The sequence below is a fragment of the Methanolobus sediminis genome, assembly GCF_031312595.1.
Taxonomy (GTDB): domain Archaea; phylum Halobacteriota; class Methanosarcinia; order Methanosarcinales; family Methanosarcinaceae; genus Methanolobus; species Methanolobus sediminis.
This window is the reverse complement of the sequence record NZ_CP133592.1, coordinates 2,628,323-2,645,829: the sequence shown is the minus strand read 5'-3', so window position 1 is coordinate 2,645,829 and position 17,507 is coordinate 2,628,323. Positions and strand designations below refer to the sequence as shown.

16 protein-coding genes are annotated in these 17,507 nt (G+C 40.7%); 7 read left to right on the top strand and 9 right to left on the bottom strand.

All coding sequences use genetic code 11. From position 1 onward, the window contains the following. Window positions 1-10: 10 nt before the first annotated feature. The 4 genes from mtaC (RE474_RS13085) to RE474_RS13070 all read right to left on the bottom strand — a co-directional run bounded on the left by mtaC (RE474_RS13085) (window position 11) and on the right by RE474_RS13070 (window position 6,320). The gene (gene mtaC / locus RE474_RS13085) at window positions 11-775 is read right to left on the bottom strand and encodes a methanol--corrinoid protein MtaC (protein WP_309310804.1); all 765 of its coding nucleotides are present in this window, start codon (window positions 773-775) and stop codon (window positions 11-13) included. A 635-nt stretch (window positions 776-1,410) separates the two neighbouring features. Beyond that, window positions 1,411-4,479 carry a PAS domain S-box protein gene (locus RE474_RS13080; RefSeq protein WP_309310803.1) on the bottom strand — a complete coding sequence of 1,023 codons (3,069 nt, stop codon included), beginning with the start codon at window positions 4,477-4,479 and terminating at the stop codon, window positions 1,411-1,413. Between the two features lie 352 nt (window positions 4,480-4,831). Further along, complete coding sequence (gene mtaC / locus RE474_RS13075; RefSeq protein ID WP_309310802.1) at window positions 4,832-5,596, bottom strand: methanol--corrinoid protein MtaC; 765 nt, start codon at window positions 5,594-5,596, stop codon at window positions 4,832-4,834. Between the two features lie 352 nt (window positions 5,597-5,948). Continuing rightward, window positions 5,949-6,320, bottom strand: coding sequence for a VOC family protein (locus RE474_RS13070; protein ID WP_309310801.1), 372 nt, complete (start codon window positions 6,318-6,320; stop codon window positions 5,949-5,951). A 107-nt stretch (window positions 6,321-6,427) separates the two neighbouring features. Between RE474_RS13070 and RE474_RS13065 the strand changes: the two genes are divergently transcribed. The 3 genes from RE474_RS13065 (at window position 6,428) to RE474_RS13055 (ending at window position 8,336) form a co-directional block, all read left to right on the top strand. Continuing rightward, window positions 6,428-7,351, top strand: a complete 924-nt coding sequence (locus RE474_RS13065; protein WP_309310800.1) for a DMT family transporter — start codon at window positions 6,428-6,430, stop codon at window positions 7,349-7,351. 156 nt (window positions 7,352-7,507) lie between these two features. Beyond that, complete coding sequence (locus tag RE474_RS13060; protein ID WP_309310799.1) at window positions 7,508-7,843, top strand: carboxymuconolactone decarboxylase family protein; 336 nt, start codon at window positions 7,508-7,510, stop codon at window positions 7,841-7,843. A gap of 172 nt (window positions 7,844-8,015) precedes the next feature. Next, window positions 8,016-8,336, top strand: a complete 321-nt coding sequence (locus RE474_RS13055; protein ID WP_309310798.1) for a DUF6951 family protein — start codon at window positions 8,016-8,018, stop codon at window positions 8,334-8,336. A gap of 157 nt (window positions 8,337-8,493) precedes the next feature. Here RE474_RS13055 and RE474_RS13050 read toward each other — a convergent pair whose 3' ends face one another. From RE474_RS13050 to RE474_RS13040, 3 genes are all read right to left on the bottom strand, one after another. Next, window positions 8,494-8,658, bottom strand: a complete 165-nt coding sequence (locus RE474_RS13050) for a hypothetical protein (protein WP_309310797.1) — start codon at window positions 8,656-8,658, stop codon at window positions 8,494-8,496. Between the two features lie 110 nt (window positions 8,659-8,768). Further along, the gene (locus RE474_RS13045) at window positions 8,769-9,500 is read right to left on the bottom strand and encodes a DUF3307 domain-containing protein (RefSeq protein ID WP_309310796.1); all 732 of its coding nucleotides are present in this window, start codon (window positions 9,498-9,500) and stop codon (window positions 8,769-8,771) included. Then, window positions 9,497-10,186, bottom strand: coding sequence for an ECF-type sigma factor (locus tag RE474_RS13040; protein ID WP_309310795.1), 690 nt, complete (start codon window positions 10,184-10,186; stop codon window positions 9,497-9,499). The genes RE474_RS13045 and RE474_RS13040 overlap by 4 nt, the downstream gene beginning before the upstream one ends. A 288-nt stretch (window positions 10,187-10,474) precedes the next feature. On the opposite strand from RE474_RS13040, the gene RE474_RS13035 reads away from it, so the two are divergent. Beyond that, a complete protein-coding gene (locus RE474_RS13035; RefSeq protein ID WP_309310794.1) occupies window positions 10,475-11,227 on the top strand; it encodes a protease inhibitor I42 family protein in 753 nt (250 codons plus the stop codon). 100 nt (window positions 11,228-11,327) lie between these two features. Here the strand turns inward: RE474_RS13035 and upp are convergent, their stop codons facing one another. After that, the gene (gene upp, locus RE474_RS13030; protein WP_309310793.1) at window positions 11,328-12,026 is read right to left on the bottom strand and encodes a uracil phosphoribosyltransferase; all 699 of its coding nucleotides are present in this window, start codon (window positions 12,024-12,026) and stop codon (window positions 11,328-11,330) included. A 56-nt stretch (window positions 12,027-12,082) separates the two neighbouring features. Further along, window positions 12,083-13,321, bottom strand: coding sequence for a uracil-xanthine permease family protein (locus RE474_RS13025; protein ID WP_309310792.1), 1,239 nt, complete (start codon window positions 13,319-13,321; stop codon window positions 12,083-12,085). A gap of 263 nt (window positions 13,322-13,584) precedes the next feature. Between RE474_RS13025 and RE474_RS13020 the strand changes: the two genes are divergently transcribed. From RE474_RS13020 to RE474_RS13010, 3 genes are all read left to right on the top strand, one after another. Beyond that, on the top strand, window positions 13,585-13,782 hold the full coding sequence (locus RE474_RS13020; protein ID WP_309310791.1) for a hypothetical protein: 198 nt from the start codon (window positions 13,585-13,587) through the stop codon (window positions 13,780-13,782). Window positions 13,783-14,002: 220 nt separating this feature from the next. Continuing rightward, window positions 14,003-16,114 (top strand): M4 family metallopeptidase, encoded by a 2,112-nt coding sequence (locus tag RE474_RS13015; RefSeq protein ID WP_309310790.1) that lies wholly within the window; start codon window positions 14,003-14,005, stop codon window positions 16,112-16,114. Further along, complete coding sequence (locus RE474_RS13010) at window positions 16,111-17,490, top strand: PqqD family peptide modification chaperone (RefSeq protein ID WP_309310789.1); 1,380 nt, start codon at window positions 16,111-16,113, stop codon at window positions 17,488-17,490. The genes RE474_RS13015 and RE474_RS13010 overlap by 4 nt, the downstream gene beginning before the upstream one ends. Window positions 17,491-17,507: the final 17 nt, after the last annotated feature.

Sequence of the window (17,507 nt, the reverse complement as noted above, 5' to 3'; positions counted from 1 at the left end):
TTTAATCACCTTAGTGGTTGTGGAATTTTGCTCTGAGTGCTGCTACATCTGCGCCTGCAAGGATTGCGTCTGCCATCTTTGGTGCATCTGCTGCTTCTTCACCGTATACACCGAGTGAGTAGGTGGATACGAAGTCCTGGTTGACTGCTCCGCCACCACATGCGAATGGCATTGTGATTCCGCTCTCGACGAGAAGGTCGTTGACTTCCTTGAATGCATACATGGTTGTTGTCATGAGTGCAGTTCCGGTCATCATGAGTGGCTTGTGTTCCTTTACAGCTGCAAGTGCTTCTGCGGATGGTACATCTCTTCCGAGGTCGATGACTTCATAGCCGTTTGCTCTGAGGAGTGCTGCTACGATTGACTTTCCGATGTCGTGTACGTCACCTTCTGCGACCATACAGATGACCTTACCCTTCTGGACTGGGGTCTCTGTGGACTGGCTCTTACAGAACTCGATACCTTCGAGCATTGCATCTGCGGACATCATTACGTTTGGAAGGAAAATTACACCCTGGTCGTAAAGGTCTGTTACTACCTTCATACCTACCATAAGTGCATCGTCGATGAGTGCGATTGGGTCCTTGCCTGCTGCGATAGCTGCCTCGAGACCTTCGATAACATCATCTTCTTCACCCTCAAAGATCGCTTCTGCGATTGGCTTGTATAACTCCTCTTTTGGATAGAGTTCTGCTGCCGCCTCTTCAGGGGTCATTGATTTTTCCATTTTAACGTTGTATCTGATAAGGATACCTTCTTTGTCTACTATTAACATTCTATACCTCCTTCAATTTGGATAGTCTATTTTCTTGAGCTTGGGTCAAGCTCAATCCAATCTACACAAAAAGGTTCTTCTGAACCTCAAATCATCCACTTTTTTCATGTAATATAAAGGTTTCTTTGCAAAGATACTACTATATAAACATATGTTTTTTTGATAAATAGGACAACACATATAATAATCAAATATAGAGGCTATTGATAGTGATTTTTGTGTGCCGATGTTTTTGTGTACATCCTCAGCTACAAAATATAGGAGATACTTTAAGTATAATGAGCTTAGAATCGGGTAAAGAAAACACATATAAGAAGTAATGTATACTATATCATATATGTTAGTTAAGAGTCTGAAAAATGGAGAAAAAAGAGCGTATATTGATATTGTTTTTTGTATCATATCATAATTACTTGATTTAGGATACGGTAACGAAGCAAATAGCTTATATACATGATATATTCGAACTTTATAGCTAAAAGAAATGAATTTAGCACTGTAACTGATAAAATCTCGATTTGAAAAATCAATATGAATAAAAATGAATGTTGATATTTAAATGAAGTACAAATTATATATCTATTGTTATTTATTAGTAAAAAATAGCACAAAAAAAGCGAAAACGACCAAAAGGATTATATCATACCTTTTTCACGGGAGACGCATATCGTTATTGGATCATCACCCAGTTGCCCAGTTGAACAGTGCATCTCAACAGTTACAAGTTCCCCGGAAACAGACTCAAAAGGAATTGTGCAGACCTTTGCCCTGCCTTCTAATAGAGATTTGATTTCAGTTGCAACTTCAAGGAGCACTTTCTGAGGATAGAGGTTAATAAGATTCATTCCAATTAGCTCATTTTTAGAGTATCCAAGCCGTGTAAATGTGTAAGGATTTGCATAAAGAATGCAACCATCAGCATCAAGCATGAAAACCATGTCCTCCATGACATCAAAAATAACCTGCAGATTCCTGATATTCTTCTGGACATCTGCCTGTTCCCGCATGCGCCCTATCACAGGACCAATCTGAGATGCCACAGTCTCAAGGGAATCCCTTACTTCAAAAGGAACAGAATAAACACTATGAGATGACAGCATGAGTATTGCTACAAGCTCCATACCATATCTAATTGGAATCAGGGCGGTTGCTTCCAGTCCCTCATAGCTCAGTTTCTCCCCGGGAATCATGGAAGTGAGCTCATAATATCTTGTATAAAGAGGATATTCTGTTTTCAGCAGGCGCGCATGGATAGATTTGCCGCCATAATGCCTTGCGCTTTTAACGAACTCAGCCGAAAGACCGGAGTGAGCAACTATATTCATGTCACCCGTTTCCCCGTCAACAAGATAGAGAGCACCGCAGTCCAGATTATCCATCTGAGTGGTGAATTCCACCAGTTGTGAAAACATATCACCCACATCACCAAGCGGACTGAAAAGCATTCCAACATCATTGCCAATCTGCATGAAGTTCTTCACATTCTTGCGCTCAGTAATATCGACAATAATACCCTGTATGTATTGGAGGTTACCTTCAGCATCACGTTTCAGAACTGACCTCTCATCAACCCAGCGCACCTCACCTGCTTTTGTAAGTATGCGATACTCGAATGAAAGGTTCTCCTCACCGGAAAAGATATCGTATTCCATGGTGAGCCTTTCCACATCAGAAGGATGAATGATATCGCCATAAAGGATCTTGCCTGACATCATATCCTCTGCCTGGTAACCGAACTGGGATATATTCTCGGAAACGAATTCCACTTTCCAGTCCTCATCAGGTTTCCAGAAAAATACAACAGCAGGACTGCTCTTAATTACGGTTTCAAGGACCTTCTGCACCTCGATCAGTTCAAGGAGTTCCCTTTCTTTTTCCTTCTGATCGGTTATGTCCCTGATAATTGCCATTATGGCCGGTGCACCTTCGTGATCAATGATCGAAGAGTTAATCTCAGCAGGAGTATTGTGTCCTTCCTTTGACACAAGTTCTATCTCATATTTCAGTGAAGACTTCTTTTTCTCAAGGCTTTTCCTGAATTTGGTCATAACAAGACGCTTGTATTCAATAGAAAGGAAATCTTCAAACGGCCTGCGAAGTATTTCAGTCTTGGAAAAACCAGTAATCTCGCAGAACTTCATATTGGCAAAAACAAGTACCCCATTCTGAACAATAATAATACCGTCATTACCTTCTTCTACAAGGGAAGAATATTTCTTTTCAGAGGCCTTAAGTTCAGCCTCAGCCTGTTTCCTCTCAGAGATGTCCCTGACAGTCATCATTACAGAGGGCATTTCCTCATGTAAGATATATGACAGACTGATTTCAGCCGGGAAGGTCACATCTCCTTTTGCCAGAAACTCAAGTTCATCATTTCTACGAATGCTATGTTTATCTTTCAGGACCTTTTTGATACGCTTTCCTATCATGCGCCTGTAATCTACCGGCACAAGATCTGTGAAAGTCTTATCAAGCAATTCCTCTCGTGAATAACCTGTCAGTTCAGAGAACTTGGAATTTGCGAACTTGAAGGAAAGATCATGAAGAATTATTATACCATCATTGCCTTTTTCAACAAGTGTAGAGTATTTTTCCTCAGAAGCTTTTAGCTCTGCTTCGGCATGTTTTCTCTCAGAGATATCCCTCAAAGCCACCATGACAGACGGCTGGTGCTCATGTAAGATATAGGAAAGACTTATCTCAGCAGAAAAACTTCCGCCCTCGGTTTTGATAAACTCAACCTCATCATTGCGCTTTATGCTGCGCATGTCTTTGAGGACTTTCTTGAGTCGAATACCTATCATTCGATGATATTCCTGAGGAACGAAATCCAGAAGATTCTTACCTGAAAGTTTGTTTTGTTCAAGTCCGATCATCTGGGAGAATTTGGAGTTTGCAAAACTAAGTGTTCCTTTTTGATTTACGATAAGAATACCATCGTTTCCCTTTTCAACAAGAGTGGAATACTTTTCTTCTGACGCACGGATTTTTGCTTCAGCCATTTTCTGAGGAGTTATATCTTCTATTGAAACCAGAATCAGCTTCTTTCTGTCCATACCCGTATCAAGAGGACGGGCAGTAAGCTTCATTGTACGGTTTCCAAGGCCATCTATACTACAGTCAACTTCAATAGAATCAAAGAAATACTCTTCCTGAAGGACTTTATCAAAAAAAGAACTTAGCTCATGTCTGTTTGAATTATTCAAACTTAAAAAATGCTTTCCTTCAGTATTTTCAGGTTTCAACTTGAAGAGATCATAGAAATACCGGTTAGCAGAAAAAACATGGAACGTACTGTCAAGAATTAAAAGCGGGTTCTGTATACCGTCAACTATACTTTTGCAATAGATCTTTTCTTTATCCGTATCGAACTCAAAACTCTTTTTTATAGAGATGATTCCATGGTAAAGGCATTCATCATCCAGAGATAATTCAACTGTTCTTTCACTGACCTCACAGATTTTGCCGTCAGCGGATCTTAATCTATAATCTGCAACGAAAAAAGGACTTTTATTATTAGTATACTGAACATACTTATGCCTTACAGTTTCAATGTCAGAGGGATGAATAATATCCATGAAACTAAGTTTTCCGGAAACAAAATCATCGGGAAGATAGCCTAAAAGGGATATATTTTCAGAAACTGAAATAACACGCTTTTTATCAGTCCCTTTCCAGAGAAAAGAGAGGATTGCATCAGACAACAGGCAATCAGTATTTCCATTCAGTAAAGAATACTTGTTTTCCCGTATTTTTTCAGAGCTGATAATGTTGACCCCCGCGCTGTATGATATATTCCCTTACGACATTAGATACAATAACATTTCATTTACACGTATGAACATAATATACACACATGTTATTATATTATGCAAAGGCCCCTATCCTACATTTCATTTAAATATTGAAAAAAAGGAGATATTAAATACATGAAGATGAAAAGCATAAATTGGCTCTCATCTGAATGCTATACTTCCTTCAATCCAATCTACACAAGAGGGATCTGTCTTTGGATGTGAGCCACCTCTTTCATTGCATAATTATGCCTTAATAGTTTCAATGTACATGAAACTGTTCCCTTAGCTCGTCTATACTTTTGTTCTTGAGAATAGAATCTGCAATTTTAGGTACCAATGCAGCATCTTCACAATATATGCCAAGTTCATAGTTCATCACAAAGTCCTGGGTTACAGCGCCCCCACCACATACAAGAGGGATTTTTATGTCATTTTCGAGAAGCCTGTTATTAAGTTCCATGAAAGAATACATGGTAGTTGTCATCAGGGAAGTTCCTGTGACCATTATAGGCCTGTAATTTAGCACAGCTCTGATAACTTCATCAGTAGGCACATCACTTCCAAGGTCTATTACCTCATACCCATTGGATTTCAAAAGTACTGTCAGTATCTTCTTACCGATATCATGTATGTCACCTTCCACGACATAGGAAACAACAGTACCCTTACATTCATGAGTCTTGCCAGATATCTGCTTACAGTATTCAATACCATCAGTCATTGCATGGGATGCTATCATCACATCCGGAAGAAACAGGTGCCCATCATCATATAGCTGGGATACTATGCCCATCCCCACCATAAGTGCATCATCTATGAGGGATATTGGGTCTTTGCCTTTTTTTACGGCATCTTTGAGGGTAACTATAACCTCATCCTCATCACCTTCAAAAACCGCTTCAACTATGTTCCTTAATAGAATATCTCTGGGGAATAGTTCTCTTGCTATCTCATCAGGAGTTAATTCATTTTCTAATTTAGCATTATACCTGACAAGGATACCCGTAGGGTCTATATCTAGCATTGAACCTCCTTTATGCTTTTTCGTTTTTGAGCAATACATGTCATTTACAGCCTATGGACCACTGTAATGACAGATAATGTATATACATTATTCTAATGGCTACTTTAAGTGCAAGTCTGCTATGTAAAGCTTACGTCTAAAAAATGAGAACTAAAATATCAACCTTTATTTTTCAAAAATAAAAATCACTATCCTCTGTCATTATTTGGTAAATTAACATATTATTATAGTAAGGTTGCCTGTGCACACCTGCACTTTTAAGTGTACACGAAGGGAAATTAATTTATAGGTGCCTGAAAAATCATCCCTTTTATTAAGGATGTTGTATGTAGAATCGCCTTTTCTCAACGATCTACTTATTCTCTTCAGTTGCATCCTCCCATAGTCCGAAGAGATTTCCTTCAGTGTCAAGACAGATAGCAAGAGTACCCCAACCCGGAACCGGCATTTTGTTCAGAACCTTACCACCGGTTTTTTGGATCTGAGATGCATATTTCTCGATAGAATCGACCCCGATATATGCAGCTATCTTCTGATCCGGCTCACCACGAAGCCCCATTCCTCCACGAATACCTTCCTTCCCATCAAGGTCTTTGGTACTAAATAAATAGTAATCCATTTCAGGTGATGGTTTTTCAAATGTCCATTCAAAAATATCAGAATAAAACTTTTTAGCTCTCTCTACATTATCCGTTGGTATATCTATATGTATAAATGTAGGCATTTTTTAACCCCTTTAATACCTTGTGTCCAGAATTATTAATATCTTTGCTCCGGCATCAAAATGATGCCCACCAAATGCTTTATAGCCTATCTGACTATTTCCAGTCTATGAGCCAGAGTTCTAAAAAAGCGTATTTTGAACTAATAACAGGCTCAGTTCTATTCGGACTTCTGGGAGTTTTCGTGGATTACCTGAAAGCAGTCCCCACAGGACCCATGATATTTTACAAGCAGCTATTTGGTTTGCTATCACTGCTTATCTTCATTGTCTTAACAGGAAAGCTATCCCAGATCGTACCCCGCAGGAAAAAAAAGTACCTTCTGCTTCTGGGATTTATCAATACATGCACGATATTTTCTTACTTCACATGCATCAAATATACCAGCTTTTCAGTTGCAATACTAATGCTTTATACCGCACCCATGTATGTAACCATACTTTCACCGCTGGTTTTAAAAGAAAAAATAACAAGGAAAGGTGTAGTTGCATTAATACTGTCATTAATCGGTCTTCTCTTCATTGTTGACATGGAAAATGTTGCAACCGGACTGAGCCTGGGAATCAACGGAGGTAGCGGTTACCTTTTAGGAATTGCCGCAGGAATTCTTTCCGGACTATCCTTTGGCAGTGAAATAGTTACTATAAGATACATCAAGGATGATTACTCAAGTGTTGCCCTGCTTTTCTGGTACACTTTTGTTGGAGTGATCTTGCTGATTCCTTTATCAGGGGGTACCCCGGAACATGTCATTATAGACAACATGCCAATGCTGATCTTCTTTGGTATTATCAACACAGCCCTGGCGGCAGTTCTTTATGTTAGCGGTATTTCCCAGATCGAAGCACAGAAGGGAAGCATCCTTGCATTACTTGAACCGGTGAGCGGTATATTTTTTGATTTCACAATCGTTCATACACCATTACTTATAGACACGGTTATTGGATGCGTGTTCATTCTCTTTGGAGCCTATATCGCAGTGATGGAAAAAAGCCCGAAGATATTTGGGAAATACTTTAAGATACAGGTTTAAAAGGAGAGAAACTGTTTTCTTTTTTGTACCATTCGCCAGTGATCAATAATTAAGCTTAAATATCTATTTCAACATAATTTGAAGTATCCGCCACTGAGACTAAAAGATCGATGGCGCATTAACAGTGTTAACTTCAAAAATATTGGAGATTATACCATGAGGATGCTAGAAGAGTTCTTCCCGGAATTTACCGAAAAACTTGATGAGATAGACAAGTTGTATGCCGATACCAGAACAATCGATGAAAAGACATATCAATTTATCTGCTTCGCACTTTCAATCAAAGCAAGATCAAAGCCATGCGTGCTTAAACATTTTAAGGGTGCATTGGATGCAGGTGCTACGGTCAAAGAGTTGTCTTACATATTTGCCTTGACAATGAGAGAAGCTGCAGGTGCAGATGACTGCTGGACCCATGATGTGATTGGTGACTGGAAAGAAATATTGAAGGGAAATGTCTGCTGCAGTTGTTCAGGTGACGAAGAGAAATAAACATATATAATCTCTTTCCATTTCTTTTTTGTCTGTTTTACTTTCCTGTCATTACATTTTAATGATACTGATACAGAACTGCTGAAAAACGGCGATATTTTCATTTAGACACAAACTTTTAAAAGCACTCCGGTTTTATTTGTTATATTGATTTTACAAGAGAGTGATTAAAATGCCATCACAGGTAACTGTTAATTCTGCTATATGTGGTTTCAAACACAAAATAAACGGAACGCTTGACGGAAAAACTGTAATTACAGATATAGAAACTGATTGTTCCAAGGTTGCCAAAATAGCGCATATGGAAATTCCAAAAAAGCAGACCCTGAACATTAAAGAGAACTACGTCATGGACCAGGCGGAAAATGTCTGCTGCACAACATGCATAGTGCCTGCAGGAGTACTCCATGTCTGTAAAATGGAGCTTGGTATGCTTTCAAAGACCCTTGCAAAACAATCAGAGAGAGTAAGCATAGAATTCGATGATGAATAAGGAGTATGTGCACTGTTGTTTATTGAGAAAGTAAAAAAATAAAATAGGGAAGTATGGAGGAGATGGGTGCTTTCTGCACCCATATAGACTTCATTTTTTAATGAAACCGGCAGTTCCTATTGGAGAGATGGCAAGTCGTTTTTCGCGATGATTGAACTTATACTGAGTAAGACGTTAAACTCACCGGTTTCATGTCGAAAGCAGGGATATCGGCATCTTTTTTCCAGTATGATGAAAGCTGGTAGGTCATTCTGCTCATCATACATCTTCTGAAATGGTTCATGTTTATCAAACCATACCTCAGTGTAGTTGCTATATCCATGTTTTCACCTTTTCCTTTGCCTTAATCGGCAGTCCATATCTGACTTTATTATATATAAAGATTACTTAGTACTGCAGAAAAATAACTAATCGGAAGAAAAATCAGAAAATCTAAACTCCCATATCAAGCATCCATTTTACGATAATTCCAACAAAAACAGCTATCGTGAAACTCAACAGGGTGCCAATGAGAATATATTCACTTACCTTACGGTCAGTGGTGAACCTGAAGATCGATTTTGCAGTTACAAGTAATCCAATTGCCTGATATTGTTCAAGTAACACAAATGTCAGGAGCAGGAATCTCTCAAGGCGCCCTATCCACAGACCTGCATTAAAAAGACCTTCGCCTTCTTCCCCGTCCTTATCATGATGCCAGGGTTCTGTAAATTTACCGATCAGTATCCCGCTTGGCCATATCACGATAACATAAGAAAGGAGTAAAAGCCAGATGCCTGTATTGTTCAATTGGACAAATGAAATACCTGAAACTATATTTCCGGGTCCGGATATCATTGCCCAGACAACTACTATGATAAGCAGATGTGCCAGCTGGTCGAGAATGAACCATGTAAGATTGTCCTTACGTGTGGACTTAAAACCATCTATGACAATATGGGAGATAGTGTAGGCCAGAAACAGCCAGATAAAAACATAAGCTTCTGAAAGGACGTATGCAAGTATTCCCGCAAGAATGCCGTGTATGTAAAGCCATTTTGAATGCCACTTATTCTCAAAGCGATTGCTGACCATTGTCTGATTCTGAAACACAAAGTCTGCAAGCACATGAGATAAAAGAAGTCTTGCAAGCAGTGATACATTTAGAACTGCGACATCCATCATTCATTCCCCATAAGGAATATCCCTGGATATTCAAATAAGCTTGCATAGTTGTCTAGGAATTTCTTCAGGGCATCATAACCTGCGGCTTTAAGGCTCTGGGAGATTGTGGACTGGGACTTTCCGAGTTTTAGCGCAATTTCATCCTGTGTCAGGCCACTGAGCTTCTCAAGAAGTATCTCTTTCTGGACACCTGTCCACCTGCCAGCCATGTTATCAAAAAAAGCACATTGGGATTCCAGCATCAGATTCAATGCAGGATTTGCTGTCGTTACAAGAAGTTGCTTTTCCTGCTCCTTCATGGTGTCAAGTGTCTTACCTGAAAACCTGAATGCCTGTCCGTCGGCCTCGCCCACACTACCGGAATCCGGGAAATATTCCACACTTCCAATACCTATGGACATTCTGGCTGCCAGTCTTCGCTCATTTTTACCTGTACCTAATTTCAGAAGGAGGAGGACTGATACCATCAACGCATCTTTTGGATTTCTGACTATATTCTGGAAACTGTCGCCCCTGGATATCTCAAAGGACAAGATTTCTCCACCGTCCGGATATAGACAATTTTTTACAAAAGAGAATGAATCATGCATTATCAGGAGGAGGGCTTCCCTGTCACTATAATCCATATCAGAAGAACTTATAAGGTCACCTGTGATAACTGCATACAGTTTTCTTTTATCCTGCAAATGAACCCACTTCCTGCTTTTTGTCTTCTTTAATGTAAACAAAAATATAACTTTTAAAAATTATAACCTAATTATATCGTATATATAACTTATTATTTAATTATATCGTTTTTTTAACTTATATTTGCACTACATAAGTTTTGAAACCTATAATTTATACAGAATTACAATTCTTTAAAACCGAAAATCCTGCCGTAATCTATGACTACAAGCATATTTGCAGTTAAATAAACCTGTATATAGCTGGAAAACAATCCTGTAACTAAGAATACAGGAGATGAATATAAAATGAACATCAAATTACTTATGGTTGCAGCAGTTGTCTTGCTTGTATGTATGGCTTCAGGCTGTGTATCAAACAGCAAAGATGCCGGCAGTGATACCGGTAGTAACACCAGCATTGATGACAATAGCAATGCAACACAAAACATAGAAGATCAGACAGGAACCATCGATAATTCTGGCGTTTCCATAGGAACAATGACAGCAGTTAGTCATAGTTTTTCAGAGAACGACAGCCAGAGTACAGTCTATGCCATTATTGGAGATCTAATTATAGTTGAACTTGAAGAGAATCCCACAACCGGTTACTCATGGAATATGACATACAGTGAAGGACTTGAGGTTCAAGAGGATGTATATACCCAGGCAAGTGCTAATGTAACTCTTGTTGGTGCAGGCGGTTCTCACATGTGGATTTTTGAAGTCATTGAAACAGGTGAACAAAGCATATCCGCAATTTACGTGCGCCCATGGGAAGAAATTACAGGAACCGAAGACGGCTATGAACTGACAATCCAGGTAATTCCAGAAAGCGGGCTTATAACTGATACCGGAACTGTGACATACAACAACCTTGAAGGTGGCTTTTTTGGAATTGTGGGTGCTGACGATACAAAATATGACCCCACAAACCTGCCAGAAGAATTCAGAACTGATGGAACAGAAATCAGATTCACAGCTTATCCACGTGATGATATGATGAGTTTCCACATGTGGGGACAGATAATAGAACTAAGGACAATCAGTCCGATGCTGTAATTAACTTAAAATATGGATCAATAATAAAAAACAGAGATCTGTTATACCTGTAACAGACCTTACTTATTTTTAAACTTATTTTTATTTTCAACCTTTCAGCTTATTCCAGATTGTGCATCAATGGAAGCATTGAGATATTGATCGGCTCACCGAATGCCCTGTCACCTGCATCACCCAGACCAGGAAGGATATAACCTTTGTCGTTAAGCTCCCTGTCAATCTTCGTAACATAGATCTCAACATCCGGAAGTTCCTCTTTCAGGGCAGTTATACCCTCTGGTGCTGCAAGCACACCTATGATGACAATTCTTTTCGGGATTCCGCACTTCTTTATTTCTGAAACTGTCTTCAGAAGAGTAGAACCAGTAGCTATCATCGGGTCGCAGACAATCACAGTATCATCTTCCCTCATGTGAGGGACTTTGATATAGCTCATCTCAATATTAAAATCAGGAGCTTTGCCCCTGGAAGCAGAAACAATACCCACCCTTGAATGCTCCAGTGTCTTGATGAGACCTTCCATAAGTGGAATTGCCACCCTGAGCACAGTAATAATGTACACATGGTCCCTGTCACCGGAAGCAATGCCTTCTGTGCTCTCAAGAGGAGTCTCTATCTTCACTTTTTTGAACTCCATTGTTTTGGTGAACTCATAACCCATGTACCTGCCAAGTTTCACAAGATCTTTCCTGAAACGAACATTTTCCGTTTCTTTAGAACGAAGTTCGGTTAATATCTCCATAAGGTAAGGAGAATCTTCAAAGGAATACACACCTTCCCATCGATTATCTTCTATCATATTAACACCTTGATTAGTATCTTAATATCCAATATATGTTGTATCCGTTTTTTGCCCTATTTGAGTAACTGATCCATTATTATTGCTGAAATTGCACCGACTGCCATTCCGGATTCGAGTATGCTTGCAATAATCTGTGGGAAATTTGCAAGGAATTCTGCAGGAAGCTGAGGAGCACCAAGTCCAAGAACCAGTGAACTTGCAAGGATCAGCGTGTTCCTGTCGTTAAGCTCTACTCTATCCTTAATGAGTTTCAGACCTGTAACACCTATCATTCCGTACAGCGCCGTTGTAAGTCCGCCGAGAACCGGTGCAGGAATGGATGCCAGCAGACCTGAGAATTTTGGGATAAGTGAGAACAGGATGAGAATTCCGGCACCTATCTGAACGACCTGCACACTTGAAACCCTTGTCAGAGCCACAAGACCGATGTTCTCAGAATAACTGGTTGTACCACAAGCACCGAAAATACCTGCAATGGAACAGGAAAGACCTTCTGAACCTATACCGCGGTTTATTTTCTTATTATCAATTGGCAGGTCAGCAATAGTTGATATTGCATGATAATCGCCTACACTCTCTATTATACTTACCATGAATGCGAAAAGCAGGATTATGATTGCACTGACATCAAACACCGGAGTTCCCCATGGAAACAGTTTTGGCAGGCTTACAATAGGCATGCTCTTAACGAGGCTGAAATCAACAATTCCGAATGCCATACTCAAAATATATCCTACAATTACACCTGCAATAACAGGCATTGTCTTGTAAGTTCCTTTTGCCTTGAGTGCTACGAGAATAGTCGTACTGAACGTCACTATAGCAATAATAGAAGAAGGCAGAATAGTTGTTCCGGCGGCATCGGCATAATAATTAAACGTGTACATGACAGCCACATTGGCAAGTGAGAAACCCACAAGCATTATGGTTATTCCCGTAACAAGTGGTGAGAAAAGCTTTTTGAGTCTGCCTATGAGACCTAAAGCACCGGTGAGTCCTTCAACAATACCACCGACAATAAGAGCTCCCTCAGCAGCTGCAAGGCCAAGGCCAGAACCTATTGCAATAAGACCCGGAATGAAAGCAAAACTTGATCCCTGGACAATTGGGAATTTAGAACCGATAAATGTCTGCAGCAGGGTTGCAATTCCCATTGCAAAAAGAACAGCCTGCATCATCACTGCAATTTCCGAAAGCGAAAGCCCAATGGCAGAACCAACAACCAGAGGGACTGTCACCGTGGCACCGAACATGGCCAGCACGTGCTGGAATCCTAAAACGATCCGCTTCATAACAATCTCCATTAAATGATTTATACCAAACCGGTATTCAACTTTAGCAGCCAGACTCTATTCCCATAGAGATAACTACCCTATTTTTCACCGGAACTAATAATTATCTTGTAGAAATATTCATTTTTTTATCTTAATATAATTTGGCATTGCTTTATTCACGGTAAAAACATTTTTTAAGCTTCAGTACTGATAGAATTTCAGGAAAACAAAACAGATGCTTTGAAGAAATAGCATAATTAAAACCAAAAGAGAGGGTTGAAATGGATAAAAAGGATATGAAAAAGAAAGAAATGAAAGATATAGAGATACCAAGCCTTGATGAACAGATCGATACATGGTGCACAGTGCCAGACTCAAATGACTCTATGAAAAGTGCAGCGGATCTTGAAGTTGATGCATGGTGTGATAATACTACCGTTGAGGAAGAAGAAAAGAAGAAAAAAGAGAAAATGGATTAGTTATTTTAACTTATTTTAACTTATTTTAAGATATTAAGCTGAATTCCAGAGCAAACTTTATAGATTATTAGCTGGAATTTATATTAAGGGTAATAAGTAATAGGGGAAGGTTCTGAATCTGGCCGGGCAGGGGTGCTCTAGGAAAGGTCTGCAATCTTTTTCATTTGCCCTGACTAACGTGCTATCAGGATAGTGGGAACTGTCCAGGGGGAGATAGGTAATGTATGAACCTGTCAGAAAACAAAAGGATATACTCGATAAGCTGAAAAATGTCGATGAGAACGTAGATGTCAAATGGGATGAACGTACCGGTATTCCACTTAGACTCAAAGGCTTGCTTGCAAAAACTGAACAGAAAGATCCGGGAAAAGCTGCCATAGAATTTATGGAAGTTAACAAAGACCTCTTTTTATTAAATTCTGTCAGCAAGGAAATGCTTGTTAAAAGGATCGATACTGACCGTATCGGTGCCAGACATGTGCGCATGCAGCAGGTCTACAAGGAACTGCCTGTTTTTGGCAGCGAGATAATAGTCCATATCGATGCTAACGATAATATTAAAGGAACAACCGGAAAGCTAACTCCTGAACTTGACCTGCCGGACAAGGCAAAGGTCACAGGAGAAGAAGCATTGAAAGCAGCTCTTGGAGATGACAAGAATAATTCCAGAGGAAAACTGCATGCTGAACCCACATTGATGATCCTGTCGCAGTTTGTAAAGGAACCACATCTTGTATGGCATGTTTCAGTTGAGGGAATAGACAAGGATCTTGCCGGGGAAGAAACACTTGCCAAATGGGAATATTTTGTTGATGCACTGACCGGAAAAGTAGTCTGGAAATACAATAATGAGCAGACTCACACAAGGACCACGGGTTCGGGGATCGGAACATATGCAGGTTCTGTAACCATCAACACACTACACGATCACGGCACAGCCAAATACCTGCTTGAGGACCAATGGGTACCAAGTTCTGCAAGAGTAATTACCCATGATGCAAATGGCGGCTATCCTCCAGCCCCTGTTTCTGAAGACAGCAATAATAATTGGTCTGCATCCGGACAGGGACCTGAAGTTGACTGTCACCTGTATACAAGAATGGTCTACGACTATTTCTTCGCAGTACACGGACGTGACAGCTATGATGATGCAGGAGCTGATATGCATATTTATGCCAACTGTGGAACCAACTGGAATAATGCTTCATGGAACGGCAGTTATGTTAAAATTGGAAACGGTGATGGTATCAGCAATGGTCCTCTATGTTCACTTGATGTGGTGGCACATGAATGGACACATGCTGTGACCGAGTACACCGCAGGCCTGGTGTACAGTGGGGAATCGGGCGCATTGAACGAGTCCATGTCCGATGTATTTTCCTGTCTGATAGCCGGTAACTGGATCTATGGAGAGGATCCATGGTTACTGGCATCGGCACCAGGAGCACGTAATCTGGAAGATCCTACCAATGGAGGACTCTATGATCCTACTGATCCGATCACCAGTGTCCTTGCAGGCCACCAGCCGGATCATATGACCGATAAGTACACAGGAGCACTGGACTATGGCGGAGTCCACATCAACAGTGGAATCATGAACAAGGCCGCTTACCTGATAGCTACCGGTGGAACGCACAGGGGAATCAGGATATGCGAGGGACTTGGCCGTGATGTGCTTGGACTTCTCTATTATCAGGCACTGACAACACATCTTGTTTCAAGTTCAGATTTCAGCGACATGAGGGATGCGGTACTGGATTCACTTGATGATCTCTACTCGACCAATCCGCATTATTCACGCTGGAGAGCAAGCATAATCAATGCATTTGCTGCTGTGGGAATTGGTACGGCTGTGACATGTCCGGTCATATGCTGGATAGCACCGATGATCTGTCCACCATCACCACATATACTATGTCCACCTGCACCAGGCTTTGTATGCCCACCAGCACCTTACATCTGCCCGCCTGCACCGGACTTTGTATGCCCGCCATCACCAATGATAGTTTGTCCACCGTCACCTTACATAGCCTGTCCGCCATCTCCGGGACTTTCATGTCTTCCCGGACCGGACCCGTTGCCATATGATCCGTACATACGTGTCAAAAACCCGGTTATTACACTGAAAACAGACATCATAGATATCGTAGGTATCGGACCGGAAACTGCAATCCTGTTCAAAGGAAGATCGATTTCAACACTGGGAGACTTCCTGAAGGCAACAGAGAACGCAAAGAAGGTAACTGAGCTGTCAAAGACACTGGGAATTTCAGAAAACAAGATACATGACTGGAGAAAGAAGACACTTGTGATGCTCGGGGAAATCAAGTGATAGAAGAACAGCCTGGCATATTGACAGCAGATGATTATAAAGTAGATACCGGGATGACATGTGGAAGTGTTTTTCCGGACAGATCTGCTGTCCCTTATTTTCCTTTCAGGATAAGTAAGGAAAATGGCACCTGGATCACAAAAGACCCGCTCAGTTCGGAAGTTCAGGAGCTGAATGAAGCTGCATACTGGCTCCTCAAAATGTGTGACGGGTACCGGACACTTGACGAGATTATTACTCAATTAAGTACATCTTTCCATTCTGACAGGGAAACTGTGATTGATAAAAGCATACCGGTACTTGATGGACTCACAGATCGAGGACTTTTGTGGTGGCGTAATGAAAGGATGAACTACTGGAAAGTCCCTGCTCCTGCTGGTGTGCTCTGGGATCTTACATCGAAATGTAACCTCAGATGCAGGCATTGCGTTGTGAGTGCCGGTGAGCAGTGCAGCGATGAGCTGAGCTTTGACGACTGTTGCATGCTTATCGATGAGTTTGCTGATTTTGAAGTCGGCCAGTTGATACTCAGTGGTGGCGAACCAATGATAAGAAAGGATTTTTTTGATATAGCTGAATATGCCGCTTCCAAAAATATAATGATACAGGTGGCCACCAATGGAACACTGATAGACGAAGCTGCTGCTGAAAAACTTGCAAGTATGAGAGCAAGGGCACAGGTGAGTCTTGATTCAAGTATACCTGCCATACATGATGATTTCCGCCAGTTATCTGGTTCATGGCAAAAGACAGTAGAAGGAATAAAATTGCTGGTAAAAGCAGGTGTTCCTGTCACACTTGCAGCCGCAGTAACCACAATGAATATCGATAATATCCCTGACATCTATGAACTTGGAAAAGAGCTTGGAGTACAGACATTCAGAATATTGCCTTTTGTTCCTTCCGGACGTGGAACAGGTGCTTATGATCTGGAAGTTAAACCTGCAAGAATGCGGGAACTGACAGAATTCCTGCTCAGTAAAAGAGAATCTGATGGTCCTGAAATTGCACCTATGGAATTTGAGTGTACGTTCCGACCAATTCCGGAACAGGAAATTGAAACTAATACTGATACAAGAATTGGATGTGATGGTGCTATAGGATATTGCACGGTCACTTCAAAGGGCGATGTTCTCCCATGTAACTATTTTGAGGGAGCAGATGTTGAGAATGTGAAAGACAAATCCTTCCGGTGGATATGGGATAATTCACGATTCCTCAACTATTTTAGGAGCCTGAAAGCTTCGGACATGAAAGGTGAATGCAGCAGGTGCCAGTGGCTTTCTGTTTGCAGGGGAAGCTGCATTGCGGCTAATTTTACAAGAAAGGATATTTTCCAGGCTAACTGCCACTGCTGGCTGGTTAATCCTACTTAGTGACATCAACATACAGA

Coding starts and splice junctions, on each gene's coding strand:
- RE474_RS13015 (WP_309310790.1), top strand. CDS start 14,003: ATGTATGAACCTGTCAGAAAACAAAAGGATATACTCGATAAGCTGAAA.
- RE474_RS13025 (WP_309310792.1), bottom strand. CDS start 13,321: ATGAAGCGGATCGTTTTAGGATTCCAGCACGTGCTGGCCATGTTCGGT.
- RE474_RS13045 (WP_309310796.1), bottom strand. CDS start 9,500: ATGATGGATGTCGCAGTTCTAAATGTATCACTGCTTGCAAGACTTCTT.
- mtaC (WP_309310804.1), bottom strand. CDS start 775: ATGTTAATAGTAGACAAAGAAGGTATCCTTATCAGATACAACGTTAAA.
- RE474_RS13050 (WP_309310797.1), bottom strand. CDS start 8,658: ATGGATATAGCAACTACACTGAGGTATGGTTTGATAAACATGAACCAT.
- RE474_RS13055 (WP_309310798.1), top strand. CDS start 8,016: ATGCCATCACAGGTAACTGTTAATTCTGCTATATGTGGTTTCAAACAC.
- mtaC (WP_309310802.1), bottom strand. CDS start 5,596: ATGCTAGATATAGACCCTACGGGTATCCTTGTCAGGTATAATGCTAAA.
- RE474_RS13070 (WP_309310801.1), bottom strand. CDS start 6,320: ATGCCTACATTTATACATATAGATATACCAACGGATAATGTAGAGAGA.
- RE474_RS13065 (WP_309310800.1), top strand. CDS start 6,428: ATGAGCCAGAGTTCTAAAAAAGCGTATTTTGAACTAATAACAGGCTCA.
- upp (WP_309310793.1), bottom strand. CDS start 12,026: ATGATAGAAGATAATCGATGGGAAGGTGTGTATTCCTTTGAAGATTCT.
- RE474_RS13060 (WP_309310799.1), top strand. CDS start 7,508: ATGAGGATGCTAGAAGAGTTCTTCCCGGAATTTACCGAAAAACTTGAT.
- RE474_RS13020 (WP_309310791.1), top strand. CDS start 13,585: ATGGATAAAAAGGATATGAAAAAGAAAGAAATGAAAGATATAGAGATA.
- RE474_RS13035 (WP_309310794.1), top strand. CDS start 10,475: ATGAACATCAAATTACTTATGGTTGCAGCAGTTGTCTTGCTTGTATGT.